This window comes from Eleftheria terrae (assembly GCF_030419005.1).
GTDB lineage: Bacteria > Pseudomonadota > Gammaproteobacteria > Burkholderiales > Burkholderiaceae_C > Caldimonas > Caldimonas terrae.
The window spans coordinates 1,168,117-1,187,548 of the sequence record NZ_CP106951.1 but is presented as its reverse complement, the minus strand read 5'-3'; the positions used below and the strand labels follow the sequence as shown (position 1 = coordinate 1,187,548).

Annotated in this window: 17 protein-coding genes; 11 read left to right on the top strand and 6 right to left on the bottom strand. The window is 67.2% G+C overall.

Annotation, left to right across the window (positions count from 1 at the left end):
• Window positions 1-89: 89 nt before the first annotated feature.
• Window positions 90-1,028 carry a sugar kinase gene (locus tag N7L95_RS05260; protein WP_301258769.1) on the bottom strand — a complete coding sequence of 313 codons (939 nt, stop codon included), beginning with the start codon at window positions 1,026-1,028 and terminating at the stop codon, window positions 90-92.
• Window positions 1,029-1,200: 172 nt separating this feature from the next.
• Here N7L95_RS05260 and N7L95_RS05255 point away from each other — a divergent pair, with 172 nt between their 5' ends.
• The 4 genes from N7L95_RS05255 (at window position 1,201) to N7L95_RS05240 (ending at window position 5,542) form a co-directional block, all read left to right on the top strand.
• Window positions 1,201-1,407 carry a hypothetical protein gene (locus tag N7L95_RS05255; RefSeq protein ID WP_301258768.1) on the top strand — a complete coding sequence of 69 codons (207 nt, stop codon included), beginning with the start codon at window positions 1,201-1,203 and terminating at the stop codon, window positions 1,405-1,407.
• Between the two features lie 223 nt (window positions 1,408-1,630).
• Window positions 1,631-2,245, top strand: coding sequence for a hypothetical protein (locus N7L95_RS05250; RefSeq protein ID WP_301258767.1), 615 nt, complete (start codon window positions 1,631-1,633; stop codon window positions 2,243-2,245).
• A gap of 86 nt (window positions 2,246-2,331) precedes the next feature.
• A complete protein-coding gene (locus N7L95_RS05245) occupies window positions 2,332-3,288 on the top strand; it encodes a DUF4123 domain-containing protein (RefSeq protein WP_301258766.1) in 957 nt (318 codons plus the stop codon).
• Window positions 3,278-5,542, top strand: coding sequence for a hypothetical protein (locus tag N7L95_RS05240; RefSeq protein WP_301258765.1), 2,265 nt, complete (start codon window positions 3,278-3,280; stop codon window positions 5,540-5,542). Before N7L95_RS05245 ends, N7L95_RS05240 begins: the two co-directional genes overlap by 11 nt.
• A gap of 34 nt (window positions 5,543-5,576) precedes the next feature.
• Here N7L95_RS05240 and tagF read toward each other — a convergent pair whose 3' ends face one another.
• From tagF to tssJ, 5 genes are all read right to left on the bottom strand, one after another.
• The gene (tagF, locus tag N7L95_RS05235) at window positions 5,577-6,299 is read right to left on the bottom strand and encodes a type VI secretion system-associated protein TagF (RefSeq protein WP_301258764.1); all 723 of its coding nucleotides are present in this window, start codon (window positions 6,297-6,299) and stop codon (window positions 5,577-5,579) included.
• Window positions 6,300-6,315: 16 nt separating this feature from the next.
• A complete protein-coding gene (gene tssM / locus N7L95_RS05230; RefSeq protein WP_301258763.1) occupies window positions 6,316-9,936 on the bottom strand; it encodes a type VI secretion system membrane subunit TssM in 3,621 nt (1,206 codons plus the stop codon).
• Window positions 9,937-9,964: 28 nt separating this feature from the next.
• A complete protein-coding gene (locus N7L95_RS05225) occupies window positions 9,965-11,263 on the bottom strand; it encodes a DotU family type VI secretion system protein (RefSeq protein ID WP_301258762.1) in 1,299 nt (432 codons plus the stop codon).
• Window positions 11,264-11,361: 98 nt separating this feature from the next.
• Complete coding sequence (gene tssK / locus N7L95_RS05220; protein WP_301258761.1) at window positions 11,362-12,702, bottom strand: type VI secretion system baseplate subunit TssK; 1,341 nt, start codon at window positions 12,700-12,702, stop codon at window positions 11,362-11,364.
• An 89-nt stretch (window positions 12,703-12,791) separates the two neighbouring features.
• Window positions 12,792-13,268, bottom strand: coding sequence for a type VI secretion system lipoprotein TssJ (tssJ, locus tag N7L95_RS05215; RefSeq protein ID WP_301258760.1), 477 nt, complete (start codon window positions 13,266-13,268; stop codon window positions 12,792-12,794).
• 350 nt (window positions 13,269-13,618) lie between these two features.
• On the opposite strand from tssJ, the gene tssA reads away from it, so the two are divergent.
• From tssA to tssE, 7 genes are all read left to right on the top strand, one after another.
• Window positions 13,619-14,635: a type VI secretion system protein TssA gene (gene tssA / locus N7L95_RS05210; protein WP_301258759.1), complete on the top strand. Its 1,017-nt coding sequence runs from the start codon at window positions 13,619-13,621 to the stop codon at window positions 14,633-14,635.
• A 120-nt stretch (window positions 14,636-14,755) separates the two neighbouring features.
• The gene (gene tssB, locus N7L95_RS05205) at window positions 14,756-15,268 is read left to right on the top strand and encodes a type VI secretion system contractile sheath small subunit (protein ID WP_301258758.1); all 513 of its coding nucleotides are present in this window, start codon (window positions 14,756-14,758) and stop codon (window positions 15,266-15,268) included.
• Between the two features lie 44 nt (window positions 15,269-15,312).
• Window positions 15,313-16,806: a type VI secretion system contractile sheath large subunit gene (tssC, locus tag N7L95_RS05200; RefSeq protein ID WP_301258757.1), complete on the top strand. Its 1,494-nt coding sequence runs from the start codon at window positions 15,313-15,315 to the stop codon at window positions 16,804-16,806.
• Between the two features lie 95 nt (window positions 16,807-16,901).
• A complete protein-coding gene (locus N7L95_RS05195; protein WP_301258756.1) occupies window positions 16,902-17,384 on the top strand; it encodes an Hcp family type VI secretion system effector in 483 nt (160 codons plus the stop codon).
• A 157-nt stretch (window positions 17,385-17,541) separates the two neighbouring features.
• Complete coding sequence (locus N7L95_RS05190; RefSeq protein ID WP_301258755.1) at window positions 17,542-18,024, top strand: Hcp family type VI secretion system effector; 483 nt, start codon at window positions 17,542-17,544, stop codon at window positions 18,022-18,024.
• A 1-nt stretch (window position 18,025) separates the two neighbouring features.
• The gene (locus tag N7L95_RS05185; RefSeq protein WP_301258754.1) at window positions 18,026-18,859 is read left to right on the top strand and encodes a type VI secretion system accessory protein TagJ; all 834 of its coding nucleotides are present in this window, start codon (window positions 18,026-18,028) and stop codon (window positions 18,857-18,859) included.
• A 3-nt stretch (window positions 18,860-18,862) separates the two neighbouring features.
• A complete protein-coding gene (tssE, locus tag N7L95_RS05180) occupies window positions 18,863-19,369 on the top strand; it encodes a type VI secretion system baseplate subunit TssE (protein ID WP_301258753.1) in 507 nt (168 codons plus the stop codon).
• Window positions 19,370-19,432 lie beyond the last annotated feature (63 nt).

Sequence of the window (19,432 nt, the reverse complement as noted above, 5' to 3'; positions counted from 1 at the left end):
CGCGGCGCTGCCGGGGCGTCAGCGCCTGGGCCGGCGAGGGGGGCGCCGCGCCGCCCCGTGCGTCGCGGGGGCGGCGGCAGGGGCCGGCGTCAACCCGTCGAGCCTGCCATGACGTCCTGCATCACCTCCCGCGGCACGATGGCCCCCGGATGCTGCACCACGATGGCGGCCAGGCGGTTGCCGAGGGCTGCGGCCTCGGCCGCCGGCGCGCCCGCCAGTCGAGCGGCCAGGTAGCCGCCGGCAAAGGAGTCGCCGGCGGCCGTGGTGTCCACCACGCGCGGCACCGGCACCACCGGGACCGGTTGCGGGGCACCGCCGGCCAGCCTCACCAGCGTGGCCTCGGCCCCGCGCTTGACGACCACTTCGGGGCAGGGCAGGGCGAGGCAGTGCGCCAGGGCCGCCTCTGGCCCCCGCAGTTCATGAAGCAGGCTCTCGTCATCGGCGGTCACCAAGGCGATGTCGGCGCAGCGGCAGGCCTGCTGGAACCAGTCACGTGCCTCCGAAGCGTGGCCCCACAGCCGTGGCCGGTAGTTGTTGTCGAAGATCACCCGACCGCCGGCCGCCCGCAACCGCGCTGCGGCGTCCAGCAGGCGCTCGCGCGCAGGCGCGGGCAGGATGGCCAGGCTGATGCCGCTGAAGTAGAGCGCGCCGAGCACCGGCAGCCGGGCTTCCAGCGGCGTTTCCGGTGCGTCGAAGTAAGCCTTGGCGGCGCTGGTATCGCGCCAGTAGCTGAAGCTGCGTTCGCCCCGCGCATCCACCTCGATGGCATACAGGCCCGGCATCCGGCCCGGCACCCGCCGGACCAGCTCGGTGCCGACGCCTTCGTCGGCCCAGCGCTGCAGCAGCCCGTCGCTATAGCGGTCTTCGCCGAGCCCGGTCGCATAGCTGGCCCGGATGCCGCGCGCCTGGCCCAGGCGAGCCAGATAGACCGCGGTGTTGAGGGTGTCGCCGCCGAAGCCCTGGCGCATCGTGCCAAAGGCCTCGCCTTGCAGCTCCAGCATGCATTCGCCGAACAGCGCTACGTTCACGCGGTCTCCTCTTGATTATTGAAACGGTGTTCCGAATTCTATCGATGTGAAGCGATGGTGGCCAGTCCGCGCCTCCAAGGGCCTCGGTAGCCCCTGGCTTCGACACTGTCTTTGACCGGCCGGAGCCGCCGGGCGCTACCGTGACGGTATTCATGGAATGGAGACGCTTTTCATGTTCGACAGTGCCGCCGACCGCATCGAATACAGCCAGGCTGTGGACTACCTCGATCAGGGCCGCGCAGACCTGGTGCCTGCCCAGAAGCTCGAGGACTACGTCGCCCGTGGGCTGTTGCAGCGTGAAGGCTCGCAGCTCGTGCTGACCGAGGCGGGGCGGCGCGAGTTCGAGACAGCAAAGAACGAGCGCTCGGCCGAGGGCTGAGCGCGGCAGCCACAGGGCGGCTGCCGGCGCCCCCCGGGTCGTGGGGGCCCGGCACGCCGCCGTCTCACTAACATTCGCTTCGACGGCCTGCACTGCCGCTTCCGGCGGGCGCCATGCGGGGCCGCACGGTATGTCGAGCGCCGCAGAGGGCCCCGGACCTGGAGTCTCGGTATCCCGCTGCTGGCACCGCCTTCGGTTCATTCGACGATGCCCAAGGAGTGCCATGACCGAGCTGGAACCCAGCGTCCTGCGAGCCAGCCTGCGCCTGGACGACAGTCATTGGCTCTGTGAGCCGCGCGACTTGCCGGCCGGTGTCATTGAAGGCGAGCGGCCCCGGCCTTGCGAAGCCGCCTGGCATCTGTGCTCAGGCGACCCGCCGACCTTCAGTCGCAGCCTGCTGCCTTGCCTTTGCGAGCGAGACCGGATGCAGAGCCTGCGTGCGGCTTTGCGTCAACTGGGGCACTTCGAGGTGGCCCGGCTGGAAGACGGGCGGGTCGTGGAGGAAGTCGCGGTGTTGCTGGCCATGGGCCGGCTATGCCTGCTGGCGCTGCCGTTGTCGGCCGGCCGACATCGCTCGATCGCTGCGGTGCCGCAGCAGCCTGCCCCCGTGCAACGCAGTACGGGGTGGGACCATATCGAAACGCGGCGGCCGGAGCCGGAGGCGTTGCCGCAGGTCCCTGCCGCAGTGGCGCAGGTCAACGACGCCAGCGACCTCACGCCCTCGTCGGCGCTGCAGGAAGAGGCGCAGGCCCGGGCACTTGAGCTGGCCGCCCAGCATGGCATCGCACGCTGCCGCCTGTGTGGCCGCGGCGCCGCCCGGGCGGGAGACCGGCCGTGACAGCGGCGGCACCTGCCGGCACTCTGGCCTGGCTGGAGCAACTGCCCTTGCTGCGGAATCAGGGGCGGCCGCTCCGGTATTTCGCCGTGCTGGATACGGCCCGCGACCGGGCGATAGAGCCGTTGCTTCGCGCCAGCGGCTTGCCCCGCGAGTGCTTGCTGGCGGGAGCGTTGTCGGCCCGGCTGCTTGCGGTGGCGCCCTATGTCGTTCAGTTGGATGTGCACGAGGGTGGACAGTGGCTCCAGCTGCTGACGGCCGTGTGGGGTGGCAGCAGGGGCTGGCTCGCCGTGACCCGGCAAGAGGTTGGACTGGCCCTGATGCGCCGCCACCTGCGTTCCCTGCTGCTGGTGCCGGGGAGCGCGGACGACGGTCCCAGCCTGCTGCGATTCTTCGACCCCCGGGTGCTGCGCGTGCTCCTGCCGCACAGCACATCGGCCCAGGCCGAACGCTTCATGGGGCCGATGGCTTGCGTGTTGGTGGAGTCGAGCGCGTCGAACGATGCGCAGCTGTGCGGCATGGGGCCGCGGCCGCAGGATGTGCAGAAGCTCCAGGGCCTGCCTCAGCTGCGGGTCTTCGTTGAGCGGGCGATGTTGCGGGAGGCACCGTTGGATGTGAGGTTGCCGCCAGCCGGTGGCTGGGTGCTGAAGCTGACGCCTCAGCAGCTGCACGCCCTGACACAGGACGCCAGTGACCGGTTTGCCGAGCGCCTGGCGCACGAACTGCGTCGCGCATGGCCGCGGGCCTGCGAAGGCCGCAGCACGGCGGAGTTGCAGGCCCTGGTGCGGCAGGCACTCATCGATGCACGGCGGCTGGAGCTGCAGTCGCTGCGTTCACTGTCCGACTATGTCGGGCTGGCATTTCGCTTCGGCCTCGGGTTCGAGGAGCACCCTGCGGTGCGGCGGCTGCTCGAGCCTGACGATCGACCTGTGGAGCAGCGGCTGGCACGCCTGTTCCTGGAGATGGCCGACGGGGACTGGGCTGACTTGCAGGCGGGGGCCGCTGCGAGATCAGCAAGGCGAGAGGACGCACCCCATGACGATTGAGTCAGTCCGCCGCGATCTCCTGGCGGCACTCGACGAGGCAGCAGACGGGGTCATCTGCCCGAACCAGGAGCATGGGGCCGCCTTTCAGCAGCAATGGGCGCAGGCGCGAAAGGCGGTGGCTGACGCGGACAACTTCCGCCGGTTGGTGGAGGCCTTTGGCAACGCAGTCGACGAGATCCTATTTGCGGGCCCGGATGCCAAAGAGGCGCTGCATTTGGCCTCGGCCCGCTTCCTCGCAGAGCTGGAAGCGAGACGTCGGAACTCTCCTGCATTGTTCTGCACTGTGCTGGCTGCACTCGATGGGGCAGCGGATCTGGTCACTCCCGCGAACCAGGAGCACCTTGCCGACTTCAAGCAGCGGTGGAAGCGGGCGCGAGGGGAAATAGTCAGCGCGGAGAACTGCGTGCTGTGGGTCGCGGGCCCATTCTCCAACGCGGTCAACATGATCCGCGGTGACAGCCTGGAGGTTGAAGACGAACTGGATTCGGCTGAGGGCAAGTTCTTGGCATGGCGCCAGGAGTCGGAAGACGTGATGGGTGCCTGCGACCGGCTGCAGCAGATGATGAACAGATGGGGCTGCGCCGAGGGCGAGCATGCAGCGCTGCAGGACGAAGAGGACGAAGACCAAGACGAAGACGAGGATGAGGATGAGGATGAGGATGAGGGTGAGGGTGAGGGTGAGGGTGAGAGCGAGGGCGAGGGCGAGAGCGAGGGCGAGAGCGAGGGCGAGGCCATGCTCGTCGTCATCGACGAGGAGGAGGTGCTGAGCGACGGCAGTCCGCAAGAGCTGCCGCTCGGGCCAGTGGGTGGGCAAGGTTTTGGAGCGAACGCCGGTGCCTTGCCGTTCAGCGCTCTGACTGGCGAGGTTTCTCGCGCCACGCTCGAAGACGTACCGTGTTCGATGGACGGCTTGTGGCCCACTGAGACGCTGAAGGTGGTGCTGACGAACTTCCCTGCCTGGCACGTCACGCCAATGGTGATCCACGTTGTACAAGACGATCTGAATGCCAAGCAGTTGCTTCGGCTCGGTGAGATGCCGAACTTGCGCACGCTGGATGCAACATTCCACGTACTCCCGGCTCCGTTCGCGGTGTATGCGTATCCTTCTGAAGGTGAGGACTGCGGAGTTTGGACCTCGTCAGCCATCGTGCCGCAAGATGCATGCGTCAGTTTGGTGGTTAATCCTTCGCCTTGCTGCCGCGCTTGCTGCTGGAGAACACCTTATGCGCTCAGGGTCGCCGACGGTTGCATCACAGGTTATCGCTTAATGCGCGTTGCCCACCGGGTAATGGCCGCGATTGTGTCGCGTGTGTGGTGCGATGGGCAGTACGAGGCCACCGCGCAACGGCGCAGCGGTGGCCAGCGTGACGCTGTCCAGCGCGACAATTACGGCTTCCAGGTGCGTAACGGCTGCCAATGGCTATGGCTGGCTGGGCGGCTGCAAGAGTTGAACAATCCCTCCCGGTTGGCGTCCTTTGATCCAGGGAAGGTCTCGGCATTCCAGGAGTCCGGGGCAAAGCTGCTCGACGTCTGTGCGACGACATGGATTGGAAACCGCCGCATACCGGTGAAGAGCGATTTCTCGACGGTGAGAGTCGCTGGGACGGGCACCATGACCGTGTTGCGCAAGCACCCTCGCGTCCAGTATCACAGCAAAGATGTGGCGGGGGCCAGCTATTCGGAGATCGCCGCGATGTTCCAGCAAAACGATCGCAGTGAGGCAGCCCAGCTGCTGGCCCTGCTTTGCAGCGGCGACAGCGGTGCTGCGGACGAGCGCGAACTGATACGGGCCGCCTTCCTGCTGCACATCTTCGGCGTTGAAGCAAACAAGAACAACCTGGCCTATGTCACGGCGGTCATGGGCCTGCAACTGATCGGTGAGGGGGCGTTGACCTTCGACGCCTTCCTCCGCAACTGCGGTGAATTCGGTCTGAAGGGCGGGCTATTCGCCATGGCCTCGTTCAAGGACGAGGAGAAGCTCGAAAACGCCAGTGTCGAGCTGGTGTCTGCCATCTCCCGGGAGCAGGAGCAGACGAAGCGGGAGAATGATGCAATGCAGGCTCTTGGTGAGAGCCTGCGTTCCGGCATCAGGAAGCAGAAGTGGACGATCCCGGCTAAGGAAATGAGGATGCTGATCCGCTGGTGTGAGAAGTTTCACCCTGCAGTGCAGGGAATGCCGAAGTCGGTTGCAGAGCAGTACCTGGCCGGTGCCATCGAGAACATGCTCCTGCACGCCTATGGTGTGCCGCAATAGCGGCCGGCCGCGACCTCGCCGGTTTTTCTGCCCCTCACCCCTCCGCCGCCAGCATCGCCGTATACGACTCCGGCGGCGGCATGCCCTTGAAGGCTCGCAACACCGTCGCGCCGCCTGGCAGCGGTGCCCACCACAGCGTGGTGCCGCGCAGGTAGTGCGACATCAGGTCCAGCCCCAGCATGTCGACCGCGCTGGCCATGTTCGGCAGCAGCAGCGGCTGGCCCTGCTGGAAGGCCGCACCCCAGTCGATGCTGCCCGATAGCTCCAGCGCATCGCCCACCCCCGGCGCCATCGGCGCCGATGCCAGCAGCGACTCGAACTGCTCGTGCGTGAACTGGGTGTTGAGCACCTGCGGCAGCGCCTGCTGCACATAGGCGTACCAGCTGCCTGTGCCCTGCATCTCGCGCAGCAGCGCGCGCGGGTAGGGCACCTCGGTGTACACCGTGAGGGGGAAGTAGCGGCCCACCCGGTCCACGCTGGACATCAGCACGCCCGCGTAGGCCTCTTCGCCGCAGACGCCGGGAAACATCGCAAAGCTCCACAGCGGTGCGCCCACGTAGGCATGCGTCCAGCCCTCGTTGAGCTGGGCGCGGCTGGCGGGGATGGCCCGCTGCAGCCAGGCATCCAGCAGGCCGTTGAAACGTTCGTTGCCGCGACGGTGGGCGAAGTCGCCCAGCGCCGGCAGCTTGCCGAACCAGGCCGGCGCGCCGTCCCCGGCGGCCGGCGACGTGGCGAGCCAGTCTTCCAAGCCGGTCATGTTCTCGCTCCCGGTGTCACAGCTTGCCAGGGCAGCCGAAGCTGGCCAGCTCATTCATGCGGAACGGATTCAGCACGCTGCTCGTCGTCACCTCGAAGACCGCGCGGCGGCCGTCGATGACGAAGGTGGCGCGGAAGCGCTCAGGCTGGCCGGCGCCGTCGATCTGCACCTTGTCGAACATGCGGAACAGTGCCCACGGCCCCTCGAACACCGCGCCCGAGCTGCCCGACGCGGATGGCGGCGAGAGCTGGATGCGTACCTGCCCGCGGCCTCCGGTGCCTGGCCACTGCACGCTCATCGGCACCGACGGGCCGTGCGCGTACTTCACGATCTGGCCGTCCACGTCGAGGATGAACTGCGTGATCGACGCATCCATCTCCACCGGCTTGAAGTCCAGCCGCAGGCCGGGCGCCTTGCCGCCCGAGCGGAAGAAGGTGTCACGGATGGCCTGCGCCCGCTGGAACTGCACCAGCGCACCGGAATCGCTCGTCGTGCCCATCTGGCCGCCGCCGATCTCACGGAAGGTCCAGGGCCGGGTGGTGGTGTCGGCGAACTGGATCAGGTTGCGCTGGAAGAAGTCGTCCATCAGGCCGCCGGGCGAGAACAGGCGCGAGAAGTCGTCCTGGGTGACGTCGCGGTTGCTGCCCCGGGCGAAGGGGTAGCGGCCGTCGATCGCCTGGTGGCAGAAGTCCGACACCGTGGTCTTGAGGTTGTTGCTCAGGTTCTCGCGGGTCGCGCCCAGGGCCTGGCTGGTGCCGCTGGTGACAAGCTGGGTCATCATGCCGCGCATCGGCTCCGGCAGGCGGCCGGCCTCGGCACGCACCTTGTTCGGCACGTCGCTGGTGGGCGGCGCGGCACCGCCGCGCACCGCGGTCTCGGTGGCGGTCATCAGCGTGTAGAGCTCGTTGAGCAGCTGCAGCGAGGTGTCGATCGGCGCCGGCTGGCCCTGCCCCGGGCTCAGCACGAAGCGACGCAGTGGCTCGAAGCGGTCGTCGACGATGCTTTCGAGCTTCTGCGGCTGGCTGGAGGTGCCGGGTTGCGGCTGGTCGGTGGCCAGCAGGCGGGCCAGGCTGTCGCGGGTGTTGGAGACCCGGTCGCTGACGCTGCTGGTGGCGCGCTCCACCGTGCCGCCCTCGATCTTCTCGCCCAGCGTCGTTTCCTTCACGATGGCCCGCAGCAGCGGCGGCAGCGGCGAATCGCCGGCCGACAGCGTGCGAGCCGCCTGGATGGTCTGCGGCAGCGTGCCGTGGCGAGCCAGCTTGATGTCGTTGATGAAGGTTTCCCAGATGCGGGCGTAGTCCTCCAGGTAGAGGCGGCGCACCTCGTTCACCAGCCGGGCCAGGCTCTGCGGGTCCTGCAGGTTGAAGCTGCGCTGCTGCTCGTTGAGGCCCAGCACCCAGCCTTCCTCATCGAACAGTTGGCGTGCCACCTTGTCGGTCTGCTGCAGGAAGGCCTTGTGGTAGCCGTCATAGGTGTAGAGGCCCGGAATGCCCTTGGTCAGCGGCGCGCCGCTGGCGCGGGTGAACACCAGGCCGGCTGCCGGACCGGCGGCCTTCGTCAGCTTGAACTCGGGAATGTCCGCGCCCACGCCCACGCGCTTGAGCCGGCTGTAGACGCGCTGCGCCAGCGACATGCGCTGCAGCGCCTGGCGCGATTGCTCGACCAGGGTCTTGTCCTGCGGCACCGGCGACAGCACCATGCCGCGGTCCAGCAGCACGTTCAGGTGCTGCTCGAGCATGGCGCGCTGCTCATTGTTGACTTCGCGCGGCAGGTTGGCTTCCCAGTCGGCCAGCACCAGGTCCTTCAGCGCCGCCGACGAGTAGTGCTCGCTGTCGTAGAGCATCAAGTAGGCCTTGAGCGCCTCGTACATCAGCTCGGGATTGCGGCTCTGGGCCGAGCGCAGCAGGTCTTCAACGCGGCGGGCCACCTTGGGCAGCATCGCGTCTTCCAGCAGGCGCTCGTAGGCGGCACGGGCCGCGGCGTCCATCTTCTCGCCCTGGAACAGTCCGAAGCGCCAGGAGGCGGGGGCATCCAGCTCGCTCGTCACCGGGGGCACGATGGCCAGCTGGCGCAGTTCGTTGAGTGCGGGCAGCAGCTGCACCACCTCGGCACCGGTGCTGGGATCGATCGCCTGCACCGTCTTGTTGGCCGGCGGGACGCGCTCGCCCACCGCGGCGAGGTACTGCTTGTTGTTGACGTAGCTGACGCTCCATGCGGCCAGCGCGCCCACCGCCAGCAGCCCCACCAGCACGTAGGCCGCGCCCTGCACCCAGGCGCGGCGGCGCTCCCACTTCAGGTTGGTGCCGGCGAGCTCCGACTCCTGGAAGATCACGTCCTTCAGAGTGCGGGTCAGGAAGTAGCTGCGGCCGGTGTTCTTCTGCGGCGGCAGCGCCCGGCGCTCCACCTTGAAGCTGCGCGCCAGCACGCCCATGATGCGGTCGATCGGCGAGTCTTCCTGCGTGCCGCTGGTGAAGTAGACGCCGCGCAGGATCATCGCCTCGTCGAACTGCGAGCCCGAGAAGGCGTTCACCAGGAAGTCGCCCAGCACCTCGCGCACTGCGGCGAACTGCTGCGGAAAGCTGTAGATCAGCGAGCGGCGGGTCGGGTCGCGCTCGGCCTCGAGCCGCTCCAGGGAGCCTTCGAAGAGGCGGCGCGACATCAGCTCGAACTCGGTGCCGAAGGTCTGGGCCAGCGCCGCCTTCTCCAGGGCCGGCGCACGGTCCTGGTAAGGCATGGTGAAGCCCAGCACCTGCTCGCGCTCTTCCTTGCTCAGGTTGTCGAAGTACTCGGTGAAGCCGGGCAGCAGGTCGGTCTTGGTGACCAGCAGGTAGATCGGAATGCGCACGCCCAGCTGCTGGTACAGCTCCTGCACGCGCTGGCGCACGGTCTGGGCATAACGCTCACGCTCCGGCGCGGCATGCGAGAGCATGTCCGACACGCTGATCGTCACCAGCACCCCATTGATGGGCCGGCGCGGCCGGTTCTTGCGCAGCAGCTGCAGGAAGCCCTGCCAGGCCGTCGCGTCGTCCTGCTGGTGGCTGTCCTGGGTGGTGTAGCGGCCGGCAGTGTCGAGCAGGATGGCTTCGTTGGTGAACCACCAGTCGCAGTTGCGGGTGCCGCCGACGCCGCGGATGGCTTCCTTGCCGAACTTCTCGGCCAGCGGGAACTCCAGCCCGGAGTTGATCAGCGCGGTGGTCTTGCCCGAGCCTGGCGCGCCGATGATGATGTACCAGGGCAGGTGATAGAGGTAGCCGCGGCCGAGCTTGCGGCTCAAGCTGGCCTTGCCGCCCAGGCCGGCCTTCTTGAGCGTTTCGAGCGCTTCCTTGAAGCGGCCTTCGATCAGCACCACTTCCTGGCTGCCGGCGCTTGGCGGCGGCGCGGCCGCGGCCTGCTGCGCAAAGCCCTGCACCAGCTTGTCGCTGGCCTTGCGGGCGCGCCAGGCCAGCCACAGCTGCCGGCCGATGACCAGCAGCACGATGATCCCGATCAACGCCAGGCGCGACCAGAGACTGTCCAGCGGACGCCAGTCGCCGATGGAGACCAGCGGCCCGACGATCCAGATCACCAGCGACAGCGCCAGCAGGCCGAGGGCCAGCATGACCCAACGGTTGAAGATCCAACCCAAAACCTTCTTCATCATCATTCCTTCGATGCGCGCGCGGGCCTCAGGCCGGCTTGGCGACGTACACCGTGATTTCGACCCGGCGGTTCTTGGAGCGGCCGGCCGGCGTGTCGTTGGGCGCCACCGGCTCGGACTCGGCGCGGCCTTCGGCCTGGATGCGCGTTGCGTCGATCTTGCTGGTCAGCAGGTTGGCGACCGACTTGGCGCGTTCCTGCGACAGGTGCCAGTTCGACGGGAAGCGGGCCGAGCGGATCGGCTGGTTGTCGGTGTGGCCGGTGACGAGCACGCGGCCCTTGACCGATTCCACCGCCTCGGCGATGCGCCGCATCAGCGGCTCACGCGCGACTGCCAGCGTCGCGCTGCCGGGGTCGAACAGGCCGTCGCCGCGGATGGTGACGATGCTGCGGTCGGCGAAGTCGCGCACGTCCACCAGGCCGGCGGCGATCTCGGGCGCCAGGAAGTGCGCCAGGCGCGGGGCCGCCGCCGGCGGCGGGGCGGGCGGCGCGATCTGCGTCTTGCGGGCCTTCAGGCCGGTGATGGAGGCGAACAGCGGATCCGACGCCTGGTTCAGCGCATAGCTGAACCCCATGTAGCCGAGCAGCAGCAGCAGGGCCACCACCGCGCCGAAGATCCACAGCGGCATGGCGGTGGACCACTTGCGCTTGGGCAGGACCGCCGGTGCCCAGTGCTTGGCCAGTGCCGGCTCGAAACTGCCGCGCTGGCGGCGGATCAGCTGGGCCAGCCGCTCGCGCAGCACCTGCAGTTCGGTGCGGCCGTTCTCGATGACACGGTAGCGGCCCTCGAAGCCGAGGGCGATGCAGGTGTAGATCAGCTCCAGCAGCTCGATGTTGTCGGCCGGGCTCTGCGCCAGCCGGGTCAGCAGCTGGAAGACCTTCTCGCCGCCCCAGCCCTCGTTGTGGAACATCACCAGCAGGCTGTGCCGGCCCCACACGCCCGAACCGCCCCAGGGTGTGCTGGCGGCCGTCTCGTCGAGCACGGTGCAGAGGATGTAGCGGGCGGCAATGACCTTTTCGTTGGCGATGTTGGCCGAGCGCGCGGCATTCTCGAACTGCCGGATGCCCTGGGCCAGGTTGTCGCGCAGGCCGGCCACGTCCTGGTGCACCGTGATCGTCCGCATCTGCGGGATCATGTTGAGCAGCGGGTTGGCCGCGGCGATCAGCGGGTTGAAGCCGGCGGGATGCCAGGCGATGTCCTGCGCGGCTTCGCGCATGAAGCCGCCCTGGGCAGGGGCGGCCATCGTGGCCGGGCGTGCGCCCGGGGTGGGCATCACGAATGTCTGCCCGACGTCGAAGCCTGCAAACGGATCGTTGGATGGGCTCATGGGAGGCACCTTGAAGGCGGTGGGGCGGGGCCAGTGCGCAAGTCGGTCAACTCAGGGCACGGGCCGCATAAGGGAAGGGCGGGGCGGTTCGGTGCGCCTCAGCGCTCCCGGATGGCCCAGAACTCCAGCTGCAGGCCGGGGAACTCGCCGGCGATGTGCATCGCCATCGCGCCTGACTTCTTCAGCTGCTCCCAGAGGTCGCCGTGGCGTTCCAGCTCGAAGTAGTGGAAGCCGGCGTGGTAGGGCAGCTCGCGCGGCGCCACCGGCAGGCCGCGCAGCGTGATGCCGGGCAGCTGCAGGTTGACCAGGTCGCGGATCTTGTCCACCGGCCCCAGCTTGACCTGTGTGGGGAAGCGGGTTCGCAGCTGCTCGCCGGGCAGCTGGGCATTGACGGCGAGCACGAAGTTCGCGCTCTTCATCAGCTCCAGGTCGGCGATCGAGGCGGTCCGCACGCCGTACTTGCGGTCGATCAGCTCGATGGCGATGGCGCGCTGCTCCAGCACGGTGCCCAGCAGCGCGCGCAGCTCGGCCACCACGACGCTGAAGCAGCGCTCCAGGTCCTCGTGCAGGTAGTCGGGCATGGCGCGCGGGCGCCGGGTCGGGCTGCCGAAGATGGCCAGGTCGCCGGCGGCTTCCAGGCAGGTGCGGTAAAGCAGCTCCGGGTGCACCTGGTAGAGCTTGGTCAGGTGGGTGAAGACCGGCTCGTAGCGGTTGACCGTCTGCAGCATCAGGAAGTCGGCGATCTCGGCCACGCCGCCCGCGCCGGGCTTGCCCATGCGCGCAGCCAGCGCCTCGCCGCGCTGCGCCAGCAGTGCCTGCACCTCGCGGGCATAGCCGATCAGGCGTGGATGCCCTGCGATCGACAGCATGGACGGCACGTAGTGCCGGTCGATCACCAGCTGGTTGTCGGCCTTGCGCTCGATCACGCGCAGCACGCCCACCGACTGGTAGGCTTCGCTCGCCTCGCGCTGCAGCATCAGCCGGGCGTTCAGGTCGCCCACCTGGATGTCGGCCTGGTTCTCGAAGTCGGCCGAAGCGTCCTGCACTTGCACGTCACGCGCCAGGTAGCGCAGCAGGGCGGCATCGCTTTCGCTGTCGAGGCCCGCTTCCTGGGCGGTAGGCCGGCGCGAAGGCACGGCCAGCACGACCACGCTGTCCTTGACGTCGGACGGGAAATCGAAGGCCGGCGGCAGCGGGTCGAGCGCGGGCGCGTCGATGGGGGTGCCGTCGGGCAGCACGCCGCGAATCTTGACCAGCTGCACCCGGCCCAGCATCAGGCTGGCATCGTCCAGCTCGTACTCGACCCAGCCCCAGCGATAGGGCGCGGTGGTGGACAAGCGCTGGTCGACCCAGCGCTCGATGTGGCGATCTTGCTGTTGAAAGTGCTGCGGCTGGAGGAACATGCCCTCCGTCCACACCACACGGCGAAAGCTCGACATGAAATCCGCTTCCCTGCTCTGGACGTGAAAATGAAAATTCGATCTCGGCGGTGGTGCCCTGCACCGGCCGCCGCCACGGCGCCGGACGCCTACTTCCTGGAGATGGCCAGGTCCACCACCCGCGGCCCTGCAGTGATGCGCACCACCTGCGACTTGCCCAGCGGCAGCGCGCCCACGGCGCGCCAGCGCGAGCGTTCCAGGTCGCGGTAGGCCACCAGCACCGCGATATAGCGGGTGTCGGGCTTGGCAACCCGCTTCATCGACAGCGTCTTGCCCGGCTGCAGCACGAATTCATCGCGCGCATTGAGGTCGGCCGCCAGCGTTTCGCGGTCCTTGTCGAACAGCGAGAAGAAATCGGCGGTCTCGAAGGCGGCGGGCGACTTCAGTTCATAGACGCGCACCATGGCGGGCGACGGGCGATTGCGGCTGTCCGGGTTCAGGTCGGCCGTCCCGGTCAGCTGAATCTCGATCGGCGTGGGCTTGGGCGTGCTGGAGCAGCCCCACAGCAGGGCGGCAAGGCCGACCACGAAGATCCGTTTCAGCAGGTCGGGCAGGTGTCGGCTCATCTCTGGTTTCCGTTTGGGGCAACGATCTCGGGCAGGAACATCGGGGGCGGCGGTCGCGGGCAGCCAAATGCGCGGCTCGCGACCGCCGGCGCCGCACGATTATGGGTCGCGCAGGACCCGGAAGAAAGCTTTGCTGCTGTGCACCACCAAGAACTAGGGGGCGGCCTCGGCAAGCGGGTGGTGGGCGGGGCGTGCGATCGGGGTCTGGACGTGGTATAGGCGCGTTGTGGGCGCGAGGGCGCGCCGGCCAGCGATCCCCTAACCCTTGGGGTGGCGCCTGCCGGGGTGCGATCCTAGACTGCCGGCAATCCAAACAAATGGCGCAACAAGTGCCTGCTGAGGTTCCTTCCGTGATAGCTCTCGACGTCCTGCTCGCTCCTGTCTCCGAGTCTTCGCCCTGCGGCGAGGACCTGGAGTACGACGCGCAGTTCATGGCGCTGGAGCAGGCGGCCCGCGGCAAGGCGGAGCAGCAGTTTGGCGACACGGTGGTGGCCGCCGAAGATCCCGACTGGAACGTCGTGATCGACAGCGCCACCGAGCTGCTCGGCCGCACCAAGGACCTGCGCGTGGCCACCTACCTGGCCCGCGGCCTGGCTCGTACGGCCGGGCCGGTGGGCCTGGGGCATGGTCTTGAACTTCTGCACGGCCTGTGCGAGCGCTACTGGGATCAGCTGTATCCTCAGCTGGATCCGGATGACGGGTACGATCCCATCATGCGCATGAACGCGCTGGCACCGCTGGCCCACCCGGAAGCGGGCCTGAAGGAGCTGCGCGAGTCGCCCTGCGTGCGCACTCGGGGCGGTGCCATCACGGTGCGTCAGGTGGAGTATGCACTGGCTCTCGCCGAGCCGCCGGCCGGCCAGCCCGCGCCGTCGGAGCAGGAGGTCCTGGCGGCGTTCCGCGAAGCGGCGGCGGCCAAGGCCGGTTTTGTCGAGGGGGTGCGGCGGGCCAGCCAGCAGGCCAATGCGCTGCAAAGCTGGTTGAATGAGCGTGTCGGCTCCGAGCAGGCGGTGGACTTCCGCCCGCTGCGGGCCATCCTGAACGCTGTCACCAAGCTGGTCGACCAGATCGCGGCACCGGCGCCGGAGGCGGCCACCGTGGTGGTCACGACCGAGGGCGCCGACGGGCAGGTGGTGGTTGCCGCGGCACCGGCGCTGCCGCCGGGCGAGATGCGCAGCCGGGAGGATGTGATGCGCATGCTGGACAAGGCGATCGAATTCCTCGAGCGCAACGAGCCGACCAACCCGGCGCCCCTGCTGTTGCGTCGTGCTCAGCGCTTGATGACGATGAACTTCCTGGAGATCATCGAGGACATGACGCCGGACGGCGCCAGCACGGTGCGCAACCTGGCCGGTATCAGAGAATGATCATCCCGAGCCCCGCCGCACCGGTGCAGTCGCCGACTCGTCTGCCCCGACCGTATTGATTTAGATGTTATGGGTCGCCGCGACTGCACGCGGGGTCCGTCCTCAACTTAGGAGATCCACATGGCCACCAGCAGCCAGAAATTCATTGCCAGGAACCGTGCGCCCCGCGTGCAGATCGAGTACGACGTTGAGCTGTATGGCGCCGAGAAGAAGATCCAGCTGCCGTTCGTGATGGGCGTGCTGTCCGACCTGTCGGGCAAGCCGGCTGATCCGCTGGCCCCGGTGGCCGACCGCAAGTTCCTGGACATCGACGTGGACAACTTCGACTCGCGCATGAAGTCGATGAAGCCGCGCGTCGCTTTCCAGGTGCCCAATACCCTGACCGGCGAAGGCAACATCAGCGTCGACATCACCTTCGACAGCATGGACGATTTCTCGCCGGCTGCCGTGGCCAAGAAGGTCGATGCGCTGAACAAGCTGCTCGAAGCGCGCCAGCAGCTGGCCAACCTGGTCACCTACATGGACGGCAAGACCGGCGCCGAGGAACTGATCGCCAAGGTCATGCAGGACCCGGCGCTGCTGCAGTCGCTGGCTGCCAACAAGAAGCCTGCCGAAGAAGGCGGTGCGGCCTGAGGTCGCTCGACTGAAGTCGCTCGAACCACTCAGGAGTTTTTCTCATGGCTGACACAAAACAACAGCAAACTCAGCTCGAAGGCGTGACCTTCGAGGGCAACGAACTCAGTTCGCTGCTGCAGCGGGAATTCAAGCCCAAGACCGAGGAAGCGAAGTCCGCGGTCGAGCAGGCGGTGCAGACGCTGGCCCAGCAGGCCTTGTCGCAGACCCAGGTGATCGGCGCCGATGTCGTCAAGACGATCGAGTCCATGATCGCCCAGATCGACAAGAAGCTGTCGGAGCAGATCAACCTGATCCTGCACCACAACGACTTCCAGAAGCTCGAAGGCGCCTGGCGCGGGCTGCACTACCTCGTCAACAACACCGAGACTGACGAGCAGCTGAAGATCCGCGTGATGAACATCACCAAGAACGAGCTGGGCAAGACCCTCAAGCGCTACAAGGGCACGGCCTGGGACCAGAGCCCGATCTTCAAGCGGGTCTATGAAGAGGAATACGGCCAGTTCGGTGGCGAGCCCTTCGGTTGCATGGTGGGCGACTACCATTTCGACCACAGCCCGCCCGATGTGGAGCTGCTGGGCGAGATGGCCAAGGTCTGCGCTGCCGCGCACATGCCCTTCATCTCCGGTGCGTCGCCGACCACCATGCAGATGGAGACCTGGCAGGAGCTGGCCAACCCGCGCGATCTGACCAAGATCTTCTCGACGCCCGAATATGCGGCCTGGCGTTCGCTGCGCGAGTCGGACGACTCCCGCTACATCGGCCTGGCGATGCCGCGCTTCCTGTCGCGCCTGCCCTATGGTGCACGCACGAACCCGGTCGAGGAATTCGACTTCGAGGAAGACACCGGCGCGGCCGACCACAACAAGTACACCTGGGCCAATGCCGCCTACGCGATGGCGACCAACATCAACCGCTCCTTCAAGGAGTTCGGCTGGTGCTCGCGCATCCGTGGCATCGAGTCGGGCGGTGCGGTGGAGGGCCTGCCGGCCCACACCTTCCCGACCGACGACGGCGGCGTGGACATGAAGTGCCCGACCGAGATTGCCATCTCCGACCGGCGCGAGGCCGAACTGGCCAAGAACGGCTTCATGCCGCTGGTGCACCGCAAGAACAGCGACTTCGCTGCCTTCATCGGTGCCCAGTCGCTGCAGAAGCCGGCTGAATACGACGATCCGGACGCAACGGCCAACGCCAACCTGGCGGCCCGCCTGCCGTACCTGTTCGCCACCTGCCGCTTTGCGCACTACCTGAAGTGCATCGTGCGCGACAAGATCGGCTCGTTCAAGGAACGGGACGACATGCAGATCTGGCTGCAGAACTGGATCACCCAATACGTGGACGGCGACCCCGCCCACTCGTCCGAATCAACCAAGGCGCGCAAGCCACTGGCTGCCGCCGAAGTTGTTGTGGAGGAAGTCGAGGGCAACCCCGGCTATTACACCTCCAAATTCTTCCTGCGACCGCACTACCAGCTCGAAGGCTTGACCGTCTCCTTGCGGTTGGTATCCAAGCTGCCGTCAGTCAAGGGGGCTTAAGCCGCTCGCCGGCTTACAGAAGCGCTGGCCCGCAAGGGCCAGCACAAGAAGACGCAGTACTTTTCCATCACTGTCATAGCAATTAGGAGCGCGACATGGCTGTAGATATGTTTCTGAAGATCGACGACGTCAAGGGCGAATCGGTCGATTCCAAGCACAAGGGCACGATCGACGTGCTGGCATGGAGCTGGGGCATGGCCCAGTCCGGCACCACCCACCTGGGCGGTGGCGGCGGTTCCGGCAAGGTGGCCGTGCAGGACATCTCCCTGACCAAGTACGTCGACAAGTCCACCCCGACCCTGATGCTGGCCTGCTGCAACGGCAAGCACTACAAGGAAGCGGTGCTGACCGTGCGCAAGGCTGGCGAAAAGCCGCTGGAGTACATCAAGATCACGATGAAGGAAGTCCTCATCTCCAACCTGAGCACCGGCGGCTCGGGTGGTGAAGACCGCCTCACCGAGAACCTGACCCTGAACTTCGCCGAGTTCAAGATCGAGTACACCCCCCAGCGGCCGGATGGCTCGGGCGAAGCCGTGGTCGAGTCGGCCTGGAACATCGCCGAGAACGTCAAGGTCTAATCGCCTGTGTTCTGGACGCAGGCCCGCAGGGGCCTGCGCCCTTTTCCTTCCGGTCCTCACCGGGATGCGCGGCGCATGCGTATCGCGGTGAGGGCCGTACTCAGCCACAACATGCGCAGGCGGCTTCCGGCCGCCACGCCACTTCACGAAAGCTCCCATGTCTCACGGTGACATGTTCCTCAAGGTCAACGGCAGCCGCTCCGGCGGTATCAAGGGCGAGGCCAACGATCAGGCCCACCGCGACGAGATCGACGTCGTCGGCTGGTCCTGGGGCATGCGTTCGGCCAGTGCCATGGGCGGCGGCGGTACGGCCTCCAAGACCACCGTTGAATCGCTGCACGTGACCAAGGAAGTGGACGCCGCATCGACTGCGCTGATGTCGGTCATGCGCAACAACGAGCTGCTCACCAAGGTGGTGCTGACCGTGCGCAAGGCGGGTGGCCTGCCGATCGACTATTTCGTGGTGACGCTGGAGAACGCCCGCATCACGTCCTACGACGTGGCGACCGCCGGTGCCGGCAGCGACGTGCTCCTGGAGAAGCTCACCTTCTCGTTCCAGAAGATCACCGCCGAGTATGTCGGCCAGGACGACCGGGGCCTGAAGCGGGGCAGCATGAGCTTCACCGCGGAGGTGAATTGACATGGCCCTTTCCTCGGAAGAACACCTGCGCGCTGGTGATCCGGCCGCAGCGCTGAAGGCGCTGCAGGATGAAGTGCGCGCCAAGCCGGCCGACGCGAAGAAACGCATCTACCTGTTCCAGCTGCTGTGCGTGCTGGGCCAGTGGGAGCGGGCGCTGAACCAGCTGAACGTCGCGGCCGAGCTCGACCCGATGGCGCTGGCCATGGCCCAGACCTACCGCGAAGCCATCCAGTGCGAGATGCTGCGCAGCCAGGTGTTCGCCGGCCGCAAGGTGCCCATGCTGTTCGGCGAGCCCGAGCCATGGATCGCCCTGCTGATCGAGGCCTTGCTGCGTGAAGGGCAGGGCCAGCCGGCCGATGCCAAGGCGCTGCGCGACCAAGCATTCGAGCAGGCGCCAGCCAGCAGCGGCAAGCTGGGTGACGCGCCCTTCGCCTGGATCGCCGATGCCGACATGCGGCTGGGCCCGGTGCTCGAGGTCATCATCAATGGCAAGTACTACTGGGTGCCGTTTGCCCGGCTGTCGAAGCTGACGGTGGAAGAGCCGGCCGACTTGCGCGACGCGGTCTGGATGCCGGTGCACCTTCAGTTCGAGAACGGTGGCGAAACGGTGGGCCTGGTGCCGACCCGCTACCCCGGCAGCGAGCAGTCCACCGACGGCATGGTGGCGCTGTCGCGCAAGACCGAATGGCTGGAGCCGGCGCCCGGCTTCTACACCGGCCTGGGCCAGCGCGTGCTCACCACCGACAACGGCGACGTGCCGCTGATGGACATCCGCACCATCGAGTGGGACGCGGTGGCCGACGAGGCAGCAGCCGAGGCGCCCGCAGGCGAGTAAGCGGTGGCCGAGCTGACGCCGCAGGAGCGCCTGCAACCGGCCTTGCTGGACCGGCTGACCGACGACGACCCGGGCCGCAAGGTCGAGTCGCGCGAGCAGCGGGTGCTGAGCAAGGCACGGTTGCGCGAGGCGGTGCTGCGTGACTTGGCATGGTTGTTCAACTCCACCCGCATGTCGGGCGACGTCGACTGGCAGAATCTGCCCCATGCCAACCGCTCGGTGATCAACTTCGGCCTGCCCGCGCTGTCCGGCGAGACGGCGTCCACGCTGGACATCGTCAACCTGGAGGCTGACGTCAAGCGGGCCATCATGGATTTCGAGCCCCGCATCATGGCTTCCACCTTGAAGGTCGAGGCGCTGGTGTCGGAGCTGCAGATGGACCATCACAATGTGGTCAGCCTGCGCATCTCGGGCCACTTGTGGGCCCAGCCGATTCCCTTCGAACTGCTGTTGCGCACCGAGGTCGATCTCGAAACCGGGCAAGTCGAGATCCAGGAACTGGCCCGCTGAAAGGAAGGCGGCCATCGAGATGTACCGGCCTGCTGTTCTTCTGCCTCTTGCCTGCGCCGCCCC